The organism is Fictibacillus nanhaiensis, assembly GCF_023715445.1.
Taxonomy (GTDB): domain Bacteria; phylum Bacillota; class Bacilli; order Bacillales; family Fictibacillaceae; genus Fictibacillus; species Fictibacillus nanhaiensis_D.
Map to the genome: position 1 here is coordinate 139,159 of NZ_JAMBOD010000001.1, position 22,826 is coordinate 161,984.

Sequence of the window (22,826 nt, forward strand, 5' to 3'; positions counted from 1 at the left end):
CTGATTAAAACGCCCGGTCCAATTTTTACATGGCAAATCAAATCAAAAATAAAAAACGCACAAAGCTATTGTAAAAGCTTTGTGCGCTTATCTTTTATATTAGAGTACGGGTATTTTTTCAAACTCTTTACGTAATGTTTTAGATCTTTCAGCAGCATTTTCTACCGCTGCTTCTATTGCTTTTCCTCCGCCATTTTCATCAAGAGCATCAAGACCAGCTGCGGTAGTACCGTTCGGAGAAGTAACCTTCTTACGCAGTTCTGCAGGAGAATCATCTGACTCCATAACCATCTTGCTAGCCCCATATAAGGTTTGAGCTGCAATGTCACGCGCCATCTCCCGGTCGAGACCTTTTTCAACAGCTACATCTTCCATATGCTCTAATAGATAGTAAAAATAAGCCGGTCCGCTTCCCGCAATCCCTGTGAAAACATCCATATGTTTTTCAGAGATGATTTTAACTTTTCCAATTGCTTTAGATAATTCTTGAGCTAAATCCAAATCTTCTTTTTTTACAAACTTTCCTGCACTGATTCCTGTTATAGATTCACCAATCATACTTGATGTGTTAGGCATAACACGGATGACAGCGAGGTGTTTGCTGATAATTTCTTCAATAAAACCTGTAGAGATTCCAGCAAGCACAGATAGAAGCACTTGATGGTCTTGTAATTTCGGTTTTAATAGTTGCAGAACTTCTTCTGCTTGTTTTGGTTTTACCGCAAGAATAATCACATCTGTAATCTTTAATGAAAGCTCATTAAACGATACAGCCTGAATATTGTATTTGTTAATAAGTTCAGTTCTTCTTTCAGTATTAGAATGATTAGCTGCAGTAATCCTTTCAGGCGAAATACCAGCTTTATTAATAAGGCCGGATATCATTGCCTCCGCCATTGATCCTGCACCAATAAAAGAAATGTTTCTGTATTTTAACATGCAACCCCTCTTTCAAAAATTTAACTATTGTTTATAAAGTACTATGTTAACATGTTCACATTAAGATGCAAGTTTATCTGTTCAATATTACAGGATTGTAATATGATTTTTACAGTAAAGCGTTTTCTATTAAGGGGTGAAGGAAAAATGAAATTTTATATGGCTTCAGGTTTTCAAAACAAGGAGCTTGTTCAAAAAGTAGCACAAGATATTGAAATACAGCTGGGATGGGAACGAACGTATGATTGGACTCAGAATATAAGAGCACAAACGATTGTTGCACTAACAGATATCGGTATAAAAGAGTATGAAGGGGTACTAAATGCAGATGTGGTTATCGTCATTCTGCCCGGAGGAAAAGGATGTCATACTGAGATGGGAATTGCCATCGGAAGCCAAAAACATCTTTTAATATATGACCCGGACAGAACATTAGATAACCTGGATAACGCAACTACTTTCTATTTTCTTCCCCAAATCAGACGGTGGAATGGAGATATAAATGAATTGTACACAATGGGACTAGAACCAAGTAATTATTCAGCTCGTTTATAGGAATGGTTTTGAAAAGCAGTAATTGTTTTTTCTGCAATCCTTTCGTAACCTTCATCATTTGGATGAATAGAATCATAAAGCCACTTATTCATATCTTCTGTTTGTAGAGCATCACTCACTGGAACAACAATCGCCGGTTTATGTGAAAGAGCCGTTTCGTAAGCAATCAAGTTCCAGTCATTCAATAATTTCTCTGTAGCTGGATAATAATTTTTCTCAGCGTTTACAACATTATATAATTCATTTAAAACCAATATAGCATCAGGATTGTGTGAACGGATTAATTCAAATATTTCTGCAAGATTTTTTTCATAATTACTTTTTACTTCGTCATATCTTTGAATTGCTTTTAATGGTCCTTCTTCTTTTGCTATTTGAACGAGGTCATTGCCTCCAATATTAATAGTGATGATGTCTGCTTTTTTGACAGATTGCTGTACCGCTGGAATTTGCAGCTGGTTTAATAAACCTTGGCTTGTTGAGCCGGATATCCCTTGGTTTTCAAGTACGAATGTCTTGGCTGTTAAGCTTTCCAGATTAGTGTTCACTTTTTGTACAAATCCGCCTTCATCAGAGCCTCTTCCTTGTGCAACAGAATCTCCAAGCACAAGATGGTTAAATGAGGATTTTGGGCTGTCTTTTAAATAATCCAGATAAGTGACCTGCTTGGATTTTTTATCATTATTATTTACAATGACCGATGCTTCCTTTATCTGATTTATTTTATATTGAGGATAGTAATACCACCATACTGTTCCGGTTATTAGCAAAAGAAGAAGTAAGGATACAATATATCTTTTTTTCACTTTTATCCTCCTTCTCAAAAAATTATATATTTAAAGATATTAACATAAATATGCCTAGAAAGTGCAGGGTGACGATTTGAAAACTGATACGCTTAAAACACCAGTTGTTATTCCATTAATTGTAGGGATCATTGCCATTTCTTTTTCATCCATTTTTGTTAAATGGTCTGATGCCCCGGTTTCTGTTCAAGGGATGTACCGGCTGTTATTTACATTAATTCTTATGCTGCCCTTTGTTTTAAAACATGGTAGAACACTAAAACATATATCGGGAATAGAGTGGACCTTGCTCATATTATCTGGTACTTTTTTAGCATTGCATTTTTTGTTCTGGATGGGTTCTTTAAAGCTAACAACAGTAGCCAGTTCTACAATATTGCTATCTTTGCAGCCCGTATTTGTAATGGCAGGTGCCTTCATCGCTTTTCGTGAAAAAACAACTAAGCCGGCCATTGTTGGAATGGTCGTGGCAATAATAGGGGCTGTCATGATCGGATGGGGAGACATCGGGATCTCACCTCAACATATCCAAGGTGATATTTTGTCCATCTTGGGCACGATTGTTGTTGCTATACATATGCTAATTGGCCAAAAGCTTCTTAAAACTATACCCGCTGCTCTATACAGTTTTACAGTATTTTTAACGGCTGTTATTGTTTTTGCTATTTATAATACATTACTTCTTATTCCGATGACAGGATATTCCGGCAAGGATTGGGGTATATTTCTATTGCTTGCAATTGTTCCAACTGTTTTTGGACATGTTCTTTTTAATTGGCTTTTAAAATACGTTACAGCAGCAACTATTTCAATGGCTATTTTAGGAGAGCCAGTTGGAGCGAGTTTACTTGCGTATCTTTTATTGAATGAAACATTAAACATTGCACAGTGTCTTGGTGGAGCAATAGTACTTTCAGGACTTTATTACTTTTTAAAAAATACCCAAAAACAAAAGAAACATAAACCCCCAGCTCCGATAAAGAATCCTGTAACCACTGGACCTATCGTAAAAAAAGGATAGAATGCAAATCAAAAAAGCCTTTTTCTATGCTTTTTATTCACATTCTTATATGATGGAACAAAATATGTATAAAGGAGTTTGATTTCATGAAGGAGTATGAGATTGCCACTTTTGCCGGAGGCTGCTTCTGGTGCATGGTAACACCCTTTGACGAATGGCCAGGCATAATTAAAGTTGAATCTGGATATACAGGCGGACACACAGAAAATCCAACTTATAAAGAAGTCTGCAGTGAAACGACAGGGCATTTCGAAGCGGTTCAAATCACTTTTGACCCTTCAATTATTTCTTACGAAAAAATAGTATCAGTCTTCTGGAAGCAAATCGACCCTACGGATGCTGGCGGGCAGTTTTATGATCGTGGTGATTCTTATCGTACGGCCATTTTTTATCACGATGAAAAACAAAAACAAATTGCAGAACAATCAAAACAAAATTTGCAGGAAAGCGGACGCTTTAATAAACCGATAGCAACCTTGATCTTACCAGCCAAGACCTTTTATAAGGCTGAAGAATATCATCAGGAATATCACAAGAAGAACCCTTTCCACTATAAAAGATACAGACAAGGTTCTGGCCGTGACCACTTTATCAAAACGCACTGGGATGATAAGGAGAAGAAAGAAGAAATTCTTAGCACTTTAAACCCTATGCAGTATAACGTTACACAAAATGATGCTACAGAACCGCCGTTTCAAAATGAATTTTGGGATCACAAAGAAGACGGTTTATACGTAGATATCGTTTCTGGGGAACCTCTTTTTAGTTCACTTGATAAGTTTGACAGCAGTTGCGGATGGCCAAGTTTTACGAAACCTGTCCGTTCTTCTATGGTTGAAGAAAAAGAAGATCTATCGCATGGAATGATCCGTACAGAAGTAAGAAGTAAAGAAGCGGATTCTCACCTTGGACATGTCTTTACTGATGGGCCGAGGGACAGAGGGGGATTGCGTTATTGCATTAATTCAGCTTCGCTTCGCTTCATTCCGAAAGACCAATTAAAAGAAAAAGGTTATGGGGAGTACTTATCTCTTTTTGATAATAAATAAACCAGCCGAAGGGCTGGTTTATTTTTGCTTTTGAATGGAAAAAGCATGGGATTGAAGGAATTTTAAACGGATAAATAAAATGATTGCTCCTGCTGATAACCCTGAAATCAGACCGATCCAATAGCCATAAGCACCGAAGGAAGTAAAATTGGCTAAATAGTAGCCGACTGGCAGACCAAGAACCCAATAGGAGACAAAAGAAAGCATAAACGTGACATTTACATCCTTATATCCTCTTAAAGCACCTTGTATAGGAGCACCTACAGCATCTGCCAGCTGGAAAAACACGGCAAACCATAAAAAAGAAGTAGTAAGTTTTATGACTTCAGGTTCATTTGAGTAGATTCGCGCAACTTGTTCGTCAAACGTAATAAGAAGGCCTGATAATATTAATGCAAACCCAAGTGCGGTAAAAATCCCTATATAGCTATATTGTGCAGCATCTTTATACCTTTTTCCTCCCACTTCAAAGCCAACAGCAATTGTGAGAGCAAATGAAATACTTAATGGAAGCATATAAAGAAATGAAGCAAAATTGAGAGCTGCTTGATGAGCTGCGATCGTAATCGTATTAAAATCACTCATTAATAAAGTAACAGCCGCAAAGATACTTACTTCAAAAAAGATGGCAAGTCCTATCGGTATACCGATTTTTAACTGCTCTTTCCATGCTGAAAGGGAAGGCTTATAAAAAGTTTTGAAAAGGTTATAGCCTCTAAATTGATTCATCTTCATCACAATGAAAATCGTAATAATGGCGGAAATCCAATACGTAATGGTGGAAGCTATACCAGCACCAATACCGCCAAGTTCAGGAAATCCAGCTTTACCAAAGATAAGTAAATAATTGAAGAAAGCATTTACCGGGAGAGCAAGCAATGTAACGAACATCGTAATTCTAGTCTGGCCTAAAGCATCGATGAATGATCGAAGCGCTCCGTACAAAAATAACGGCAAAATACCGAAGGACAAAGCAACCAGATATCCTTTCGCAACACGCTCTACTTCATTCTCTAATGACATTGCCCCTAAAATAGGATTTAAGATAAAAGAACCAAGGATGATAACCATAAATGAAATAATTACAGATAAGTATACAGCCTGCATAACTGCTTTAGGGACATTCTTCGTGTTCTTTGCACCAATGAGCTGCGAAACGATCGGAGTAAGTGCCATTAAGATTCCGTTTAATCCAGTAAAGATTGGAACCCAAAGACTTGTTCCTATTGCAACCCCCGCAAGCTGCTTAGCTCCAGCGTGACCACTCATAATCGTGTCAAAAAAATTCATCGCATACAAACCTAGCTGAGTGATAAGAACAGGGATTACGAGGAATAAAAACTGTTTGTATTTCTCTTTTAATGTGTGTGTTTGAAACATTTGCATACTTCCTTTGTTGTTTTAACTGACAAATAGAGCTAATGCATTATATCATATAAATACTGACACAAACTTAAAGGAGCAACTATGAGCGTTCAATTTTTATTTGAAGTTGAATCGGTTAAGCCTGGAGAACACTCCGATGAAAAAGTAGTTTTAGTATCTGCAGAACTTCTATATAAGAGCAGCGGTGAGACGATTTTTACCGGCATCATTCCAGTAAGAGTTAATGAACATGGTGTTTTCGTTTCCATCCAGGCAATTTCCTCTGCCTTCACATCTAAATACTTAAGAACAGAAACGTTGTTCCGGCTAAAAAGATATATTAAAAGGATGAGAGATTATTTGGACTTGGACGAAATGGAATAAGTTGACTTTTATACTTTCACCTCATATAATATCTAAAACTAAAGAACAGAACATTTATGAAAAAGAGAGTAGTCTGAATAGAATGTTATAGCGAGCCGGGGGCGGTGGAAGCCTGGTACAACTTTCTGACGAAGCGCACTTTGGAAATGTTTGCTTGAAATTTTTGTAGGGCAAACCGGGACGTCCCGTTAAAAGATTAAGTGGCCTTTTTAAGGCAACAAGAGTGGTACCGCGGTCATATCCGTCTCTTCTATTTATTAGAAGAGGCGGTTTTTTTTATTTAGGAGGGAAAACCATGAACGAGAAAAAAGAATTTACAGCTTATCTTCACAGCCAGATTGGCAACGATTTTAACACCGAACAAATTGAAGTTCTAATCGAAAAACCAAAACAATTGCATCAGGGTGATTTGGCATTTCCTTGTTTTCAATTAGCCAAAGTCTATAAAACTTCACCATCAGAGATCGCGAATAGATTATCAGCCGGCACCCTTCCTGAACTTTTTGAGAAGGCAGAAGCTGCAGGGGGCTATGTGAATGTATTTTTAAACAAAAAATCTTTTGCTAGTCAACTGATACTAAAAATATTAAAAGAAAAAGAGAATTATGGCTCCCAGTTTTTTGGGAAAGGAAAAACCATTGTATTTGATCTTTCTTCTCCTAATATCGCAAAACCATTTTCAATGGGGCATCTAAGATCTACCGTAATCGGTTCATCGTTAGCGGCAATCAGTGAGAAATGCGGATATGAAACGGTCAAGATTAACTATATCGGTGACTGGGGAACACAGTTTGGAAAATTAATTGCAGCATACTTAAAGTGGGGAAGCGAAGAAAAAGTGAAAGAAAATCCAATTCCTGAGCTAACCGCCCTTTATGTCCGATTTCATGAAGAATCAGAAAAGGATCCATCTTTAATTGATGAGGGTAGAAAATGGTTCAAACAATTAGAGGATGGAGATCCACAAGCAACTGAGTTATGGGTGTGGTTCAAAGACGTTTCAATAAAAGCATTTCAGAAGATTTATCATCTGCTTGGAGTCGGGTTCGATTCTTACAATGGAGAAGCTTTCTTCAACGATAAAATGGAGGATACTGTTAAAAAACTTAAGGAAAAAAATCTTCTTGAACAGTCTGAAGGTGCACAAATCGTAAATGTTGGAGAAGACATTCCTCCATGTTTGATCAAAAAAACGGATGGAGCAACACTTTATGCAACACGTGACCTTACAGCAGCCATTTATAGAAAGGAAACATACGACTTTGATCAAGCTTTTTATATTGTGGGTCATGAACAATCATTGCATTTTGAGCAAGTGAAACGTGTTCTAAACAAAATGGGCTATAAGTGGGCAATTGACATGCATCACGTTCCGTTCGGTCTCATTTTACAGAACGGAAAAAAGATGAGTACACGAAAAGGAAGAACCGTTTTACTTGAAAGTGTCTTAATGGATGCCATTCATCTTGCTGAAAATAACATCATCGAAAAAAATCCATCATTATTGGAAGTAAATGAAGTTGCACGTCAAGTAGGGGTAGGTGCGGTAATCTTTCATGACTTAAAAAATGAAAAAGGCAATGATGTGGAATTCTCGCTCGAGCAAATGCTTAAGTTTGAAGGGGATACCGGACCATATGTTCAATATACAGCAGCCAGAATCCAAACTTTATTAGATAAAGGGAACTTTAATGGGCAGCTGCCAGATGTATGTTCTATTGAAGAAGAAAGCTGGGAACTAATTTCAGTATTAAACGAGTTTCCTTCTGCCGTTCAAAATGCGTTCGTACGTAAAGAACCTTCTATAATATCGAAATATGTTTTAAAGCTCTCACATAGATTCAACCATTATTATGGCAGTGTTAAAATCCTAAACAGCAGTCAGACTCCAGAAAGGCTTGCTTTATGTACTTCTATTCTGCTTGTCTTAAAAGAAGGCTTGCGTTTACTAGGCATTCAGACTCCTGAACGTATGTAGCTTCAGTGTAACAAAAAATAGGAAAACAATATTATATAGAAGAAAGTGTTCTTTTTTAAAAATTTTTATTCCTGAGTTTACTTTCTGGCAAATCCTTACGATTCCGTTATATAATCTTATAACCTTATATCATCTGGAATCGAGGAGTGTTCATGAAAACATATACCGAACAAACTAAAGGAGTCTGGTACGCTGCTTTAGCTTATCTGATCTGGGGTTTCCTTCCCCTTTATTGGAAACCACTGGATCTAGCAGGTTCAGGAGAAATATTAGCTCATCGCATATTTTGGTCTTTTGTATTAATGCTTGCTGTTTTGTTTCTTTTAAAAAGAAAAAATCATCTTAACAGAGATATTAAGATTCTTTTCTCAAATAAAAAACAATTCTTCTCTGTTTTCATTGCTTCAATATTAATTAGCGGAAACTGGCTTATGTATATTTGGGCCGTTAATAACGATCATGTCGTAGAGGCTAGTTTAGGATATTATATCAATCCGCTGGTAAACGTAATATTAGGCATGGTTGTTTTAAAAGAAAGATTAAACAAGTGGCAGATCGTATCTTTTGTTATTGCGGCTTGTGGTGTTTTACTATTAACATGGCAATATGGAAAATTCCCCTGGGTGGCCATTTTCCTGGCTCTGTCTTTTGGACTGTATGGACTTGCAAAAAAACTGGGAAGCTTCGATTCCTTGACAGGCTTAACGTTAGAAACGATGTTTGTTGTACCGGTCGCTTTTGTTTATTTAGTATTTCTTCAATGGAACGGAACAGGTTCTTTTATTACAGGGGGCATTTCCACAACAGTACTTTTATGGGGAGCCGGACTTGTAACGGCATTGCCGCTCGTTTTGTTCGCACAGGGGGTTAAGCGTATTACGATGACGATGACAGGATTCCTGCAGTATATTGCACCTACAATCATGTTGCTCTTGGGTGTCTTTTTATATCATGAAACCTTTACTCAAATTCATCTGCTTTCTTTTACCTTGATCTGGGTTGCACTCCTTATATTTACTATAAGTAAAACGAAATGGGCAAATTATCTTATGAATCGTAAAAAACAAAATTCACTTTCTGCGAAAATATAGTATAATGGCAATGACCATTGTTACAGTTGAAACCTTATCAATGATAAGGTTCTTTTCATTCATTGTTTGAGAGCGCTTTAAATAGGGAAAACCAATGGCGAGAAATGATGAATCACCTGTTAACAGCATCAGCACAATACTTACAAAGGGAAGCAGGAGGGAACAAAAGATGAGTCATCAACGTTCCAAATCAGAAAATCCTTGGCAAGGACTAAGTGGTCCAAACATGGCATACGTCCTTGAACTATATGATCAATATAGTGTGGATCCGGAATCTGTTGACAGTTCTTTCAAAGAAAAATTTGAAGCTTGGGGTCCTCCAAGTGAGGGTTCTGCAACAAGCGAACGTACTGGACAGAATTTTGATGGAATGGATTTAGAGAAATTAGCAGCTGCACTAAAACTGGCTGAAAACATCCGTACTTACGGTCACTTGGCAGCTAATCTATATCCAGTTGGAGAGTTTCCTAAAGACAACCACCATATTGACCCAAAAGAATTTAATTTAACAATTGAAGATTTGAAAGCGATACCACCTTCCTTTATTTGGAAAGAGGCTCCAGCATCTGTAAAAGACGGCTGGCAAGCGATTCAAATGCTTCAGGAAGTCTATACGAAAACAATCGCTTATGAATTCAGCCACGTTCATGAAACTGAAGAACGTCAATGGCTGAACACGATGGTAGAAACTAGCCAGCATTATCCTATTTTATCAGCTGAAGATAAGAAAAATCTTTTATATCGTTTATCTGAAGTTGAAGGTTTTGAAAAATTCCTTCATAAAACGTTTGTCGGTCAGAAGCGTTTTTCTATCGAAGGCGTAGATATGCTTGTTCCTATGCTCGATGAAGCTGCCAAAGAAGGCTGCCTCGACGGTGCTGAGCATGCATTGATCGGTATGGCACACAGAGGACGTCTGAATGTTCTTGCTCATGTGCTTGGCAAACCTTATGAATTAATTTTCTCTGAATTTCATCATTCTCCAAACAAAGAGCTGATTCCTTCAGAAGGATCTCGAGGAATTAACTTTGGCTGGACAGGTGATGTAAAGTACCATTTAGGTGCAAGCCGAACAGTAGAAACGGATCAAACACACAAGATTAAGATTTCTCTGGCTAATAACCCAAGTCACTTGGAATATGTTGATCCAGTAGTTGAAGGATACACAAGAGCTGCACAAGAAACGCGTGACAGCAAAGGGTATCCTGTTCAAGATACGTCAAAAGCATTTGCCATTTTAATTCATGGTGATGCTGCTTTCCCAGGTGAGGGAATCGTAGCTGAAACATTGAACTTAAGCCGTCTCAGAGGCTATCAAACAGGGGGAACACTCCATATCATTGCAAACAACCTTGTTGGTTTTACAACAGATAGCGGAGATTCCCGTTCTACAAAATATGCGAGTGACCTTGCAAAAGGATTTGAGATTCCGATTATTCACGTAAATGCTGATGATCCGGAAGCTTGTATGGCAGCCGTTCATCTGGCTTATGAGTACCGTAAAAAGTTCCAAAAAGACGTTTTGATTGATCTGATCGGTTACCGCCGCTTTGGTCATAACGAAATGGATGATCCATCTGCAACACAGCCTAAATTGTATAAACAAGTAAACAGCCATCCAACTGTTCGTGATGTTTATGCAAAGCAGCTAGTTAAAGAAGGCGTTCTGTCCGAAGAAGATGTAAAAGCTATCGAAGATGAAGTTTTAACAAAACATCAAACAGAGTACGAAAAAGTACATGGCCGTAAAGAAAAATTCAAACTGGAAGACACTAGACTTCCGGATCCCTTATCGAAAGCACTTCCTGATATCGATACCACAATTTCGGTAACAGAACTACAAGAGCTGACGGAAAATATGTTAAAGTGGCCAGCTGACTTTAATGTATATCCTAAAATCAAACGTATACTTGAGCGCAGACGCAAAGCATTCCAAGGAGAAAAGATTGATTGGGGAATGGCTGAATCTCTTGCGTTCGCTTCTATTCTAAAAGACGGAACACCAATCCGAATTACGGGTCAGGACTCTGAGCGCGGAACATTCGCTCAAAGACATCTCGTTCTTAATGACAGCGAAAGCGGAAAGAAATTCTCACCGCTGCACGGAATGGATGATATCGATGTTTCATTCGCGATTCATAACAGTCCACTGTCTGAATCATCCGTAGTAGGATTTGAATACGGGTATAACGTGTTTGCACCAGAAACATTAGTGATCTGGGAAGCTCAATATGGAGATTTCGCTAACGTAGCACAAGTACTTTTCGATCAGTTCCTATCTGCAGGCCGTGCGAAATGGGGGCAAAAGTCTGGTATGGTTATGCTTCTGCCTCATGGCTATGAAGGTCAAGGACCAGAGCATTCGAGTGCACGTTTAGAGCGTTTCTTGCAGCTGGGAGCTGAAAACAACTGGACAGTAGCGAACGTAACTACTGCTTCTCAATACTTCCATTTGTTAAGACGCCAGGCGAAGCTTCTAACAATGGATGAAGTTCGTCCGTTAGTTGTTATGACGCCAAAGAGCTTGCTTCGCGATACAAAAGTTGCTTCTTTACCGGAAGCTTTCGAGAGCGATCATTTCATGCCGTTGCTTGAACAGCCAGGTCTTGGTAAAGATAAAGAGAAAGTGAAAAAAATCCTGCTATGTTCTGGTAAGATTGCGATTGATTTAGAAAAAGCACTTGAACAGGATCAGGTAGCAAGAACAGAAATGCATATTGTCCGCGTTGAACAAATCTATCCGTTCCCAGAAGAAGAAATGACAGCTCTTCTTAACGAGTATCCAAATATAGAAGACTTGATCTGGGTTCAAGAAGAACCGAAGAACATGGGTTCATGGCTATACATCGAACCAAAACTCCGTGCTGTTGCACCTAAAGGAGCACATGTTTCTTACATCGGAAGACAAGAGCGTTCAAGTACAGCTGGCGGGGAACCAGACATCTATAAAAAAGAACAAGAACAAATCATCCAAACATCATTAGCACTAGACATTCAATCGCGAGAGGGAGGCCGTGAACATGTTTGACGTTAAAGTTCCGGAATTAGCCGAATCTATTTCAGAAGGTACGGTTGCACAATGGCTTAAAAAAGAAGGCGACACAGTCGTTAAAGGTGAAGACATCGTTGAATTAGAAACAGACAAAGTTAACATCGAAATTAGTGCTGAACGTGACGGCATCTTAAAAAATATTAAAGTTGAGCCTGGCGATACCGTTTCAGTTGGAGATGTAATTGCTTCTATTGTTGAAGGTGATGCATCTGCTGCAGAAACTGAGTCTAAACAAGAGGAAAAGCCAGCTACAGAAGAAAAAACTGAACCGGCTCAAAAGCAAGAGCAGTCTTCTGAAAAAGCTGCAGAGCAAGAAGAAGAAGTTAAAGCGACTGATCGCCCAATCGCATCTCCTGCAGCCCGCAAGCTTGCTAGAGAAAAAGGGATTGACCTCTCTGAAGTTAGTTCGCGCGATCCGCTTGGACGAGTTCGCACTGAAGATGTGAAACGACATGCAGAAGGAGGTAGCGCTGAAAAGGGAGCTACCACTTCAAAACCAGTTGCTCAACAACAACAGCAGCCTAAAGCTGCTGAACCTGTGAATCCTGAGAAGCCAGTTGAACGCGTAAAGATGTCCCGCAGACGTCAAACGATCGCTAAACGTCTGGTTGAAGCACAGCAAACGGCAGCTATGCTAACTACTTTTAACGAAGTAGATATGACTGCGATCAACGAAGTCCGCGCACGCCGCAAGGACAAGTTCTATGAGCAAAACGGCGTGAAGCTAGGCTACATGTCATTCTTCACAAAAGCTGTAGTTGGCGCATTGAAGAAATTCCCTGCGATCAACGCTGAAATCCAAGGCGATGAAATGGTTCTTAAGAAGTTCTACGATATCGGTATTGCAGTTGGTGCTGAAGAAGGACTAGTTGTACCGGTTGTCCGTAACGCTGATCGTCTAAGCTTTGCTGGCATCGAGAAAGAAATCGGAAACTTAGCTGAGAAGGCACGCACCAAGAAGTTGTCATTAGAAGACCTTCAAGGCGGTTCGTTCACGATTACAAACGGCGGTATTTTCGGATCGATGCTTTCTACACCAATTTTGAATGCTCCTCAAGTGGGTATCCTGGGAATGCACACAATCCAATGGAGACCAGTTGCAATCGATAAAGAGCGCATGGAAAACCGTCCGATGATGTACATCGCACTTTCTTACGATCACCGTATCGTAGATGGAAAAGAAGCAGTAAGCTTCCTTACTACAGTTAAACAGCTTCTAGAAGATCCAGAGTCATTGCTTTTAGAAGGATAATATGATAATTGAGGCCACCTTTAGCTGTTGCTGGGGGTGGTTTTTTTGTATATGGAAACTTGGCGGTCGCCAAGGTCATATTTGATGAAATTAGAGAGGAAACTTCGCATGGGCGAAGTTACTTTTTTTAATATAATTCAATGGTGAATTCAGGTTGATTTGTCGAAAAATCTATAAAATAAATTGAGGGATCATAAATAATTTTGAAGGACCTTAAATCTTTTTGGAGGATCATAAAAAAATTTGAAGGATCATAAATTTGATTAAAGGACCATAAAAATATATTCATTACTTTGAAGGATATTACAGCACTAATCTTGAATTGTATTTTGTTGATATAAAAGGAAGAGGTGATTATTTGATTGCAAAGAAAAGAACAAAACCGTTAAAACTAATGAAACTAGAAGTATTAAATGAACGAATCGTACAAAACCACTCAAAAATGCAGTTTATAGAAAGCGACTTTGCAAAATATAATGCTGGTTTTAAAGGTGAGATGTCACTAGATTTTTATATGAAGGATCTAAATGAAGATGACTATCATATTTTTCATGATTTAAGACTGCCTCAATCGAGCAATGAACAATTTTATTTTCAAATTGACACTTTGATTGTACACTCTCAATTTTGTGTACTTATTGAGGTTAAAAACCTAATAGGTAATTTGTATTTTGACCATCAATTTGATCAAATTATAAGAACTAGAGATGGAGTAGATGAAACTTTTTCAGACCCTATAAATCAGGTGGCATTGCAAAAAGTACAATTCGCAAAGTGGTTAAGATTAAATAAATTTCCAGAAATTCCGCTTCACACCCTCGTAGCAATTACAAACCCCAAATCATACATTAGAATTTCTCCTAAGTACGGAAAAAAATCACAAAAAATTATTCGTGGAAACACCTTAGTAAATAAAATATATGGATATGTTTCTACTCAGCAAGAGAATGTATTACTAAAGAAAGATCTTAAAAGATTAACTAAGTACTTAATTAGAGAAGATACACCACATAACCCTGATATATTAAAAAACTACAATATTAAAAGAGAAGAAATACTGACTGGTGTTTTTTGTCCCAAATGCAACACCCCCCCTATGATTAGAATAAAAAGGACCTGGGTTTGTTTAAATTGTTCAGAGGAATCTAACGATGCACATGAAAAAGCCTTACAAGATTATGCTCTATTATTTAATCCTCAAGTGAAAAATAGAGATATAAGAGATTTTCTAAACATAGAATCTCGTTCTTCCGTAAAAAAACTCCTTCATTCAATGAACCTAAAACCAATAGGTTCACGTAAAGCTGCCATATACACACTTCCATTTCCAAAGTAATAAGATCTTAAAGTACAGAAAAAAATGGGATAAATTTTACTTATTATAGAAAATATTTAATAATTGCATATTACAAATATAATAGATTGTAATATGCAACTATCGATCGGATAACAACTTGCAACATGCAATTAATCATACAAAAATGACGGCCAATCCAGCCGCCATTTTTCACTTACTTAAGGAATCAATAAAATCTTACCAGTGCTTTTTCTGCTTTCAATAAACTCATGTGCTTTTTTACCTTCTCTTAAAGGAAATACTGTTTCGGATATTTTCACTTTTCCATCTTCAATCCATTGAAACAATTCTCTCGAGCGGATAACTCGTTCTTCATGTGAACTCAGTACGTTCCACAAGTCTCCGCCTGTTAAGGTTTTTGATGTATCCATCAGCATTCGAGGATCTACTTTCACCGGATCTCCTCCGGCCATTCCAAAAAATACAACAGTCCCGCCGATACTAGTCACTTCAAAACTATCCATTAAAGTGGAACCTACAGAATCATAGACAACATCCACACCCTTTTTAGATGTTATATTCATAACTTGTTCTTTCCAATTTTCACTATACAAAAATACCGAATCTGCACCTGCAGTTAAAGCATTTTGGCGTTTTTCATCAGAGGAAGTTAAACCGATAACAGTTCCGCCTAGCAGTTTAATAATTTGAATCAATAACTGCCCAACACCGCCTGCAGCTGCATGAACCAATGCGAGGTCACCTTTTTTAATAGAAAAGCTGTCCTTCGTTAAGTAGTGAGCAGTAAGACCTTGCAAGAGGAGAGAGGCAGTCGATTCAAAGGTAACGCCATCTGGGATGGGGATCGCCTTATCTTTTGGTACAGCAACTAATTCGGCATTTGCGGCTGGGACATCTGCAAATCCAATCCGGTCGCCGACCAGAACTCCACGTACATTGCTTCCAACACTTTTTACGATTCCTGCACCTTCATAACCTAGTATGTATGGAGGCTGTCCCACTAAATGATAATTACCTTTTCTTCTATATACATCTGCAAAGTTTAAGCCGATTGCTTTCATTTCCAGCAGGATTTCATTTGGGCCAATTACGGGATCGTTTATTTCACGATAACCTAAAACGTCTGGACCGCCAAACTTTTCAAATACTAATGCTTTCATGGTTTTTACTCCATTTCTGTGATGATAATATTCCTTATTATTTTAACGATTAAAATAAAGAAAGACTAGGGAAGCAACTTGACGCAACGCAAGATGATTTGACATAAATCATGCAGGGAGATTATCATTTATAGAAGATAAAAACTAATTGCTGCATCTATATGACAAGGAGAGATACTGCATGATTCACTTGGATTGGGCAAAAAGACCGACAATACGAGAGATTAAATGTGTTCACACAAATGCTGAAAAGTACATGGTTGACAGAGCTTTAACAGGCGGGAAGATGTACGAACTGAAAAATGAAACAGAAGAATTTTATTTTGTGATCGACAACACCGGCAAAATCGGCGGTTACTACAAAGAGTATTTTGTAGGGTAACACATAAGAAAAGCCTGACTCAAAGAGCCAGGCTTTAACTATAATTTTATGAATGTACTTTTTCTTTTTTCTTATTTAATAAGGCGTCCATGAATTCATGGAACTCAGGGATGTTCATTTGCTGTGCTGAGTCTGATAATGCTACGGCAGGGTCAGGGTGAACTTCAGCCATAACCGCATCTGCACCGATCGCCATTGCTGCTTTAGCTGCAGGCAAGAGAAGATCTTTACGTCCTGTAGAATGGGTTACATCCACAACAACGGGCAAGTGAGTTTCTTTCTTTAAAATCGGTACCGCAGAGATATCCAGTGTATTTCGCGTCGCACGCTCATAGGTACGAATGCCTCGCTCACACAGTATAACTTGGCTGTTTCCTTGAGCTAAGATGTATTCAGCAGCGTACATGAATTCTTCGATTGTTGCGGCTAAACCTCGCTTGAGGAGAACAGGTTTATTAACGGAACCTGCAGCTTTTAATAAGTCAAAGTTTTGCATGTTACGCGCACCGATTTGGATAACATCTACGTAATCCAGTGCCATTTCAATGTCATTTGGGTTTAAGATTTCACTAACGACCGCAAGCTGATGTTCGTCAGCAGCTTTACGCAAGATTTTTAGACCTTCAAGACCAAGACCTTGGAAATCGTATGGGGAAGTACGCGGCTTGAACGCACCGCCGCGTATAAGCGTTAATCCTTTTTCAGCGATAACCTCCGCAACTTGTTTCACTTGTTCATAACTTTCTACAGCACAAGGTCCCATGATGAAATGAGGGTTACCGTCACCAATCTTTTCACCTTTAACATTTACAACTGTATCCTCCGGCTTCTTTTTACGGGATACTAGCAGCGCTTTTCTATTATCATCTTTTTGCAGCTCCAGACTAGCCTTGAAGATTTGCTTGAAGATATGCTGCAGAGTAGAGGTCTCGAAAGGTCCATCGTTATGAGAAGCAATTAAATCTAATAAACTTCTCTCTCTTACAGGATCGAAACGCTTTACACCTTGCATTTCTTTTAACTTGCCAATCTTTTGGGCAACATTGCCACGCTCATTTAAGAGTTCTAAAATCTTTAATGAAATCTCATCAACTTGTTTGCGTAAAACTTCTAATTCGTTTGACATCGGCGGTTCCTCCCCAGTTTTTAAATTCTCCATCATTTCCTATATCGCGGCCGCTAATAGGCTTTTTATTATCATAATCACATCGGACACTTTCGCGCTTTAAAGCGTGTGTCTCATAAAGTATTGTTTGTAACTTTAAAGGGATTTCAGAAGAAAGTCAAGTACTTATTCAAAAAAAAATAAAATTTTATTTTTCGCCTCATTTTAGCCGTTGTTGACTATTAGATGAAGGTAATGTAAATTTTAAGAAAAATGAAAGAATTTTCTTTACAACAGCGCTTCAACGTGTTAAAACTGTCTATAACTTTATATTTCAAACGCTATGAAAGAACATGAGTAGTGAAAAGGTTCCCTGTTTTAGAGAGCTGATGGTGGTGAGAATCAGTACATAACCTTTCATGAATTACAATTCTTGAGCTGCTTTTTTTAAAAGCCGGAAATTCCGTTATGTCAATGAAGGTGGCAGAGCTTGTGCTTTGCTGTCAGGGTGGTATCGCGATTAATTCGTCCCTGCTTAATTAGCAGGGATTTTTTTGTACATTCAAAAAGCTAACAGGAGGAATGATGAAATGAGATATTTAACAGCCGGAGAATCACATGGCCCACAACTAACAACAATTATTGAAGGTGTCCCAGCAGGTTTGCCTCTTTTAGCTGAAGACATAAATGAAGAGCTCGCAAGAAGACAAAAAGGACACGGCAGGGGTCGCAGAATGCAAATTGAAAAAGACCAAGTGCAAATTCTCAGCGGCGTCCGTCATGGGGTAACACTTGGTTCACCGATCACATTAGTAGTTGTAAACAAAGATTACACCCATTGGACAAAAATAATGGGCGCTGACCCTCTTGAAGACGAAAATGCGGAAGTGAAGCGTGTTATTTCAAGACCTCGACCAGGACACGCAGACTTGAACGGTGCGATCAAATACAACCATAGAGACATGAGAAATGTGTTAGAAAGATCTTCTGCACGGGAAACAACTGTACGTGTTGCTGCAGGAGCCGTAGCAAAAAAAATACTAAAAGAGCTAGGTGTAGAAGTCGGCGGGCATGTGCTTGAAATCGGCGGGGTTAAAGCGGAACAAACAACGTACGATACGCTGGCTGAGCTTCGCGAGAAAACAGAAGCATCACCTGTCAGATGTTTAGACGAAACGGCAGAAAAAATGATGATGGAAGCTATTGACCATGCCAAAGAAAATGGAGACTCAATCGGCGGCATAGTAGAAGTGATCGCAGATGGAATGCCAGTTGCAGTAGGAAGCTACACACATTATGATAACAAGCTTGATGCAAAGCTCGCTGCAGCAATCATGAGCATTAATGCATTTAAAGGTGCTGAGATCGGCATTGGTTTTGAAGCAGCAAGAAAACCAGGCAGTGAAGTACATGACGAAATCCAATGGGATATTGAAAAAGGATACACACGAAAAACGAATAATGCAGGCGGGTTTGAAGGCGGAATGACAACTGGAATGCCTGTTGTTGTTCGCGGAGTAATGAAGCCTATCCCGACGTTATACAAACCCCTTCAAAGTGTTGATATTGAAACGAAAGAAGCTTTTGCTGCCAGCATAGAGCGCTCTGACAGCTGTGCAGTACCTGCTGCAAGTGTAGTAGCTGAATCCGTGGTGGCGTGGGAACTGGCAAGTGCACTCGTTCAGCAATTCGGCCAGGACAACATGGAAATCATCAAGAAAAATATTGTTCAGCACCAAGAACGTGCAAGGGTGTTTTAAATGAAGGAGATCACGATTACTACACCTTCTAAAAACTATCCCGTTTATGTAGGTGAACATGCAGTTTCTCAATTATCTTCCGTTCTGGAATCATTAACGCCAAAACCTAAAAATCTTCTAATCATTACCGACGAAAATGCAGGAGAGCTTTATTTAAAGACTATTAAAAATGAAATAGGCGATTCATTTCCCTGCGAAGTCTTTCAAATGAAAGCCGGGGACGATCAGAAATCTTTTGAAAACTATTATGCCTGTCAAAGCTTTGCGTTAGAGAAAGGGCTTGACCGGACCTCCGTCATACTTGCACTTGGTGGCGGCATGATCGGGGATATCTCAGGTTTTGTTGCAGGTACTTATATGAGAGGTATCCGCTTCATTCAAATACCAACTACCATTCTGGCTCATGATAGTGCAGTAGGCGGGAAAACAGGAATCAATCATCCCGAAGGAAAAAATATGATAGGCGTTTTCCACCAGCCTGAAGCTGTAATCTACTCAATTGAATTTTTGTCAAGTTTGCCTAAAAACGAAGTATTATCAGGCTTTGCTGAAGTGATCAAGCATTCTCTTATTGCCGATCAGAGCTTTTACCAGTATTTACGTGAAAATATAAAATCCTTAAATGACTTAAAAGGAGAATATCTTTTGCATTCTCTAACCAAGGGGATCGAGATAAAGAACGAAGTCGTTACACAGGATGAACGGGAAAAAGGCATTAGAGCTTTCTTAAACTTTGGACATACTCTTGGACACGCAATAGAAGGAGAACTTCAATACAAGGGTATTACGCATGGAGAAGCTGTTGCCCATGGCATGCTTTTCGCTTTATCTCTTAAAAAGGTTACCGTCCAGCTCGGAAAAGAACTTAAGAGTTGGCTCCAAGAATTAGGTTACGCACCGATTCCAGATGGTCTGTCCGTACACTCTCTTATAAATCGTATGAAAAAAGATAAGAAAGCTGCCGCAGGAACGATACAAATGGTGCTATTAGAGGACATTGGCCACCCTTATCTAGCCTCATATCAAGCAGAAGAACTAGAAGACAGGCTAGCAGTTTTTTTATCCGAGAATTAGAGAAGGGGAAATTACATGAAAAATGTCTTACTGATAGGAGCAGGATTAATTGGCGGATCAATCGCATTAACGATAAAAAATGAACATGAAGCCATTATCTCCGGGTATGATGTCCATGCTGCTAATTGTGAGACTGCCATAATGCTGGGAGTTATTGACAGGGTTACTAGCGATTTGGAAAAAGATGCAGCAGAAGCTGACCTTATCATTATCGCAACACCGGTGGAAGCAACGTTAAAAGTAATGGATATGCTTGCTTCCATACAACCTGCGATTAAGGCACTTGTTATGGATGTAGGAAGTACAAAAAACACCATAATGAAAAAAGCCGAAGAACTCGCCAAAAACGGAATCGTTTTTATTGGGGGCCATCCGATGGCTGGGTCTCATAAAACAGGGGTAGAAAGTTCAAAACCGCATTTATTTGAAAATGCATTTTATATTTTAACTCCAAATTCAATCACATCAGAAACGGAAATTGAAGAAGCGAAGAACTGGTTAAAAGGAACCCACGCAAAATTTTTAGTGGTTGAGCCGAACGAACACGACTTTCTTACAGGAATCGTAAGCCATTTCCCGCATTTAATTGCTTCCAGCCTTGTTAGACTCGCACAAAATCATGCGAAAGATAATCCTTTGATCCAGCAATTAGCCGCAGGTGGATTTCGCGATATCACACGAATTGCGTCAAGTTCTCCAAAAATGTGGAGCGATATTGTCAGCCAGAACAAAACAAATCTTCTTGCACTTTTAAACGAATGGAAAGAAGAGATGGAACAAGTAATCATGTTTGTAGAAAAAGGTGATCGGAGTCAGCTATATGATTACTTTAATGGGGCAAAATCCTTTCGTGACGAATTGCCTGTCCGTTCCAAAGGAGCCATTCAGCCTTTTTCTGATCTCTATGTTGATATTAAAGACACGGTTGGTGCTTTATCTAAAGTAACAACATTATTAGGAAATTCACGAATCAGCATTATCAATATAACCATTTTAGAAGTGAGAGAAGGCCTGAATGGAGTACTGCGCTTAAGTTTTCAAAACGAAGATGACCGTGACAAAGCTCAAGAATTATTGCAGAAAGAAAACTATTTAACACAAATCACGTTATAAAGGAGGCACTTTTAAAATGGGAAAACAGTTAACGCCTATTCAAAGCTTAAATGGGACGATCAAAGTGCCAGGAGACAAATCTATCTCTCATAGGGCTGTTATGTTTGGATCGATTGCAGAAGGAAAGACAACGATAAATGGCTTTCTGACAGGTGAAGACTGTTTAAGCACCATCTCATGTTTTAAAAAGCTAGGTGTAAACATAGAACAAGATAATGAGCAGGTAACAGTAAACGGAAAAGGCATCTCAGGGTTGAAACCGCCAACAGAAGATTTGTATGTCGGAAACTCGGGGACAACAATTCGGCTTATGCTCGGAATTTTAGCAAATACTCCGTTCACATCTGTACTCACTGGAGACGAATCAATTGCAAAAAGACCGATGAACCGTGTTACACAGCCATTGAAACAAATGGGGGCAGAAATTGAAGGCAATGAGTCAGGCAATAAAGTCCCGCTTCAAGTAAAAGGCGGAAAAACAAAAGGGTTTCACTATCATTCTCCGATCGCGAGTGCCCAAGTTAAGTCAGCAATCATACTCGCTGGTTTAAAAGGGGATGGAACGACTTCTGTAACAGAACCTCTTAAATCAAGAGATCATACGGAAAGGATGCTCGAAGCCTTTGGCGCTAAGGTTGAATGTGAAGGATTGACTGTTTCCATTCACGGGGGGCAAGAGCTTAAGGGAACACATATTGAAGTTCCTGGTGACATTTCGTCTGCAGCGTTTTTCTTAGTAGCTGGAGCTATTGTTCCAAATAGCACGATTACCTTACAAAAAGTTGGACTAAATCCAACACGTACTGGAATATTAGATGTTCTGAATCAGATGGGAGCCGAAATTTCCTATCAAAATATGAATGATGAAGTTTCTGAACCGTTTGGTGATCTTGTTATAAAGACTTCCTCTTTAAAAGGGACAGTTATAAAAGGAGACCTCATTCCAAGGCTAATCGATGAGATTCCAATTATTGCACTAGCTGCAACCCAAGCAGAAGGTCAGACCATCATCCAGGATGCACAAGAATTACGAGTGAAGGAAACGGACAGAATCGAAACTGTTGTAAACGAACTTAAAAAAATGGGTGCAGATATAGAAGCTACAGAAGATGGAATGATTATTAATGGTCAAACAATGTTAAAAGGAGCTCCCGTTCAAAGCCATGGAGATCATCGTATAGGAATGATGCTAAGTATAGCTTCCTGTATAGCAGAAGGAGAAACAACACTTTCAAATAGTGAAGCAATAGCTGTTTCCTACCCAACATTTTATAACCAGCTAGAACGCTTATCAAACTAAAATCTTTTAATTAAGCCAGCATCATGATGATGCTGGCTTTTCTCATGGTTAAAGCACCATTCGACAGATTATAACATTTTTCATATTAGAATTATTATAAAAAAGTATTGATTATCCATTGA

Annotated in this window: 19 protein-coding genes and 2 other annotated features; of the genes, 14 read left to right on the top strand and 5 right to left on the bottom strand. The window is 38.8% G+C overall.

The features are described 5' to 3' along the window. Positions 1-99: 99 nt before the first annotated feature. Positions 100-939 (bottom strand): pyrroline-5-carboxylate reductase, encoded by an 840-nt coding sequence (gene proC, locus M3196_RS00825; protein WP_251320369.1) that lies wholly within the window; start codon positions 937-939, stop codon positions 100-102. Positions 940-1,086: 147 nt separating this feature from the next. On the opposite strand from proC, the gene M3196_RS00830 reads away from it, so the two are divergent. Next, a complete protein-coding gene (locus M3196_RS00830; protein ID WP_251320370.1) occupies positions 1,087-1,494 on the top strand; it encodes a group-specific protein in 408 nt (135 codons plus the stop codon). On the opposite strand, the gene M3196_RS00835 is transcribed toward M3196_RS00830, so the two are convergent. Beyond that, complete coding sequence (locus M3196_RS00835) at positions 1,476-2,300, bottom strand: GDSL-type esterase/lipase family protein (RefSeq protein WP_251320371.1); 825 nt, start codon at positions 2,298-2,300, stop codon at positions 1,476-1,478. The genes M3196_RS00830 and M3196_RS00835 overlap by 19 nt on opposite strands. Before the next feature lie 76 nt (positions 2,301-2,376). On the opposite strand from M3196_RS00835, the gene M3196_RS00840 reads away from it, so the two are divergent. Together M3196_RS00840 and msrA are read left to right on the top strand one after the other, a co-directional pair. Further along, positions 2,377-3,321 (top strand): DMT family transporter, encoded by a 945-nt coding sequence (locus M3196_RS00840; RefSeq protein WP_251320372.1) that lies wholly within the window; start codon positions 2,377-2,379, stop codon positions 3,319-3,321. Between the two features lie 86 nt (positions 3,322-3,407). After that, positions 3,408-4,370, top strand: coding sequence for a peptide-methionine (S)-S-oxide reductase MsrA (gene msrA / locus M3196_RS00845; protein WP_251320373.1), 963 nt, complete (start codon positions 3,408-3,410; stop codon positions 4,368-4,370). An 18-nt stretch (positions 4,371-4,388) separates the two neighbouring features. Here the strand turns inward: msrA and M3196_RS00850 are convergent, their stop codons facing one another. Next, entirely contained in the window at positions 4,389-5,750 is a 1,362-nt protein-coding gene (locus M3196_RS00850) for an MATE family efflux transporter (RefSeq protein WP_251320374.1), read from the bottom strand. An 87-nt stretch (positions 5,751-5,837) separates the two neighbouring features. On the opposite strand from M3196_RS00850, the gene M3196_RS00855 reads away from it, so the two are divergent. From M3196_RS00855 to M3196_RS00880, 6 genes are all read left to right on the top strand, one after another. After that, positions 5,838-6,119 carry a hypothetical protein gene (locus M3196_RS00855; RefSeq protein ID WP_251320375.1) on the top strand — a complete coding sequence of 94 codons (282 nt, stop codon included), beginning with the start codon at positions 5,838-5,840 and terminating at the stop codon, positions 6,117-6,119. A gap of 47 nt (positions 6,120-6,166) precedes the next feature. Further along, positions 6,167-6,371: a binding site (T-box leader), on the top strand. Positions 6,372-6,414: 43 nt separating this feature from the next. Further along, positions 6,415-8,097: an arginine--tRNA ligase gene (argS, locus tag M3196_RS00860; protein WP_251320376.1), complete on the top strand. Its 1,683-nt coding sequence runs from the start codon at positions 6,415-6,417 to the stop codon at positions 8,095-8,097. A gap of 152 nt (positions 8,098-8,249) precedes the next feature. Beyond that, a complete protein-coding gene (gene rarD / locus M3196_RS00865; RefSeq protein WP_251320377.1) occupies positions 8,250-9,188 on the top strand; it encodes an EamA family transporter RarD in 939 nt (312 codons plus the stop codon). A 169-nt stretch (positions 9,189-9,357) separates the two neighbouring features. After that, on the top strand, positions 9,358-12,216 hold the full coding sequence (locus tag M3196_RS00870; protein WP_251320378.1) for a 2-oxoglutarate dehydrogenase E1 component: 2,859 nt from the start codon (positions 9,358-9,360) through the stop codon (positions 12,214-12,216). Beyond that, positions 12,209-13,492: a 2-oxoglutarate dehydrogenase complex dihydrolipoyllysine-residue succinyltransferase gene (gene odhB, locus M3196_RS00875; RefSeq protein WP_251320379.1), complete on the top strand. Its 1,284-nt coding sequence runs from the start codon at positions 12,209-12,211 to the stop codon at positions 13,490-13,492. The genes M3196_RS00870 and odhB overlap by 8 nt, the downstream gene beginning before the upstream one ends. 358 nt (positions 13,493-13,850) lie before the next feature. Further along, positions 13,851-14,828, top strand: coding sequence for a nuclease-related domain-containing protein (locus tag M3196_RS00880; protein ID WP_251320380.1), 978 nt, complete (start codon positions 13,851-13,853; stop codon positions 14,826-14,828). A gap of 179 nt (positions 14,829-15,007) precedes the next feature. On the opposite strand, the gene M3196_RS00885 is transcribed toward M3196_RS00880, so the two are convergent. Then, on the bottom strand, positions 15,008-15,970 hold the full coding sequence (locus M3196_RS00885) for a quinone oxidoreductase family protein (protein ID WP_251320381.1): 963 nt from the start codon (positions 15,968-15,970) through the stop codon (positions 15,008-15,010). A 181-nt stretch (positions 15,971-16,151) separates the two neighbouring features. On the opposite strand from M3196_RS00885, the gene M3196_RS00890 reads away from it, so the two are divergent. Next, the gene (locus M3196_RS00890) at positions 16,152-16,352 is read left to right on the top strand and encodes a DUF6501 family protein (protein ID WP_251320382.1); all 201 of its coding nucleotides are present in this window, start codon (positions 16,152-16,154) and stop codon (positions 16,350-16,352) included. Positions 16,353-16,398: 46 nt separating this feature from the next. Here M3196_RS00890 and M3196_RS00895 read toward each other — a convergent pair whose 3' ends face one another. Next, positions 16,399-17,478: a bifunctional 3-deoxy-7-phosphoheptulonate synthase/chorismate mutase gene (locus tag M3196_RS00895; RefSeq protein ID WP_251320383.1), complete on the bottom strand. Its 1,080-nt coding sequence runs from the start codon at positions 17,476-17,478 to the stop codon at positions 16,399-16,401. A gap of 313 nt (positions 17,479-17,791) precedes the next feature. Next, positions 17,792-17,993: a binding site (T-box leader), on the top strand. Between the two features lie 54 nt (positions 17,994-18,047). Between M3196_RS00895 and aroC the strand changes: the two genes are divergently transcribed. From aroC to aroA, 4 genes are read left to right on the top strand one after another with little or no spacing between them, the layout of a single operon-like run. Continuing rightward, the gene (aroC, locus tag M3196_RS00900; RefSeq protein ID WP_251320384.1) at positions 18,048-19,217 is read left to right on the top strand and encodes a chorismate synthase; all 1,170 of its coding nucleotides are present in this window, start codon (positions 18,048-18,050) and stop codon (positions 19,215-19,217) included. Then, positions 19,218-20,291 carry a 3-dehydroquinate synthase gene (gene aroB, locus M3196_RS00905; protein WP_251320385.1) on the top strand — a complete coding sequence of 358 codons (1,074 nt, stop codon included), beginning with the start codon at positions 19,218-19,220 and terminating at the stop codon, positions 20,289-20,291. Positions 20,292-20,306: 15 nt separating this feature from the next. Further along, positions 20,307-21,404, top strand: a complete 1,098-nt coding sequence (locus M3196_RS00910) for a prephenate dehydrogenase (protein ID WP_251320386.1) — start codon at positions 20,307-20,309, stop codon at positions 21,402-21,404. Between the two features lie 16 nt (positions 21,405-21,420). Then, on the top strand, positions 21,421-22,704 hold the full coding sequence (aroA, locus tag M3196_RS00915) for a 3-phosphoshikimate 1-carboxyvinyltransferase (protein ID WP_251320387.1): 1,284 nt from the start codon (positions 21,421-21,423) through the stop codon (positions 22,702-22,704). The last annotated feature ends 122 nt before the right edge of the window (positions 22,705-22,826 follow it).

Bases quoted from the DNA above. Each gene is read 5' to 3' on its own strand.
- proC (WP_251320369.1), bottom strand. From the start codon at position 939: ATGTTAAAATACAGAAACATTTCTTTTATTGGTGCAGGATCAATGGCG.
- M3196_RS00830 (WP_251320370.1), top strand. From the start codon at position 1,087: ATGAAATTTTATATGGCTTCAGGTTTTCAAAACAAGGAGCTTGTTCAA.
- msrA (WP_251320373.1), top strand. From the start codon at position 3,408: ATGAAGGAGTATGAGATTGCCACTTTTGCCGGAGGCTGCTTCTGGTGC.
- M3196_RS00850 (WP_251320374.1), bottom strand. From the start codon at position 5,750: ATGTTTCAAACACACACATTAAAAGAGAAATACAAACAGTTTTTATTC.
- M3196_RS00855 (WP_251320375.1), top strand. From the start codon at position 5,838: ATGAGCGTTCAATTTTTATTTGAAGTTGAATCGGTTAAGCCTGGAGAA.
- argS (WP_251320376.1), top strand. From the start codon at position 6,415: ATGAACGAGAAAAAAGAATTTACAGCTTATCTTCACAGCCAGATTGGC.
- rarD (WP_251320377.1), top strand. From the start codon at position 8,250: ATGAAAACATATACCGAACAAACTAAAGGAGTCTGGTACGCTGCTTTA.
- M3196_RS00870 (WP_251320378.1), top strand. From the start codon at position 9,358: ATGAGTCATCAACGTTCCAAATCAGAAAATCCTTGGCAAGGACTAAGT.
- odhB (WP_251320379.1), top strand. From the start codon at position 12,209: ATGTTTGACGTTAAAGTTCCGGAATTAGCCGAATCTATTTCAGAAGGT.
- M3196_RS00885 (WP_251320381.1), bottom strand. From the start codon at position 15,970: ATGAAAGCATTAGTATTTGAAAAGTTTGGCGGTCCAGACGTTTTAGGT.
- M3196_RS00890 (WP_251320382.1), top strand. From the start codon at position 16,152: ATGATTCACTTGGATTGGGCAAAAAGACCGACAATACGAGAGATTAAA.
- M3196_RS00895 (WP_251320383.1), bottom strand. From the start codon at position 17,478: ATGTCAAACGAATTAGAAGTTTTACGCAAACAAGTTGATGAGATTTCA.
- aroC (WP_251320384.1), top strand. From the start codon at position 18,048: ATGAGATATTTAACAGCCGGAGAATCACATGGCCCACAACTAACAACA.
- aroB (WP_251320385.1), top strand. From the start codon at position 19,218: ATGAAGGAGATCACGATTACTACACCTTCTAAAAACTATCCCGTTTAT.
- M3196_RS00910 (WP_251320386.1), top strand. From the start codon at position 20,307: ATGAAAAATGTCTTACTGATAGGAGCAGGATTAATTGGCGGATCAATC.
- aroA (WP_251320387.1), top strand. From the start codon at position 21,421: ATGGGAAAACAGTTAACGCCTATTCAAAGCTTAAATGGGACGATCAAA.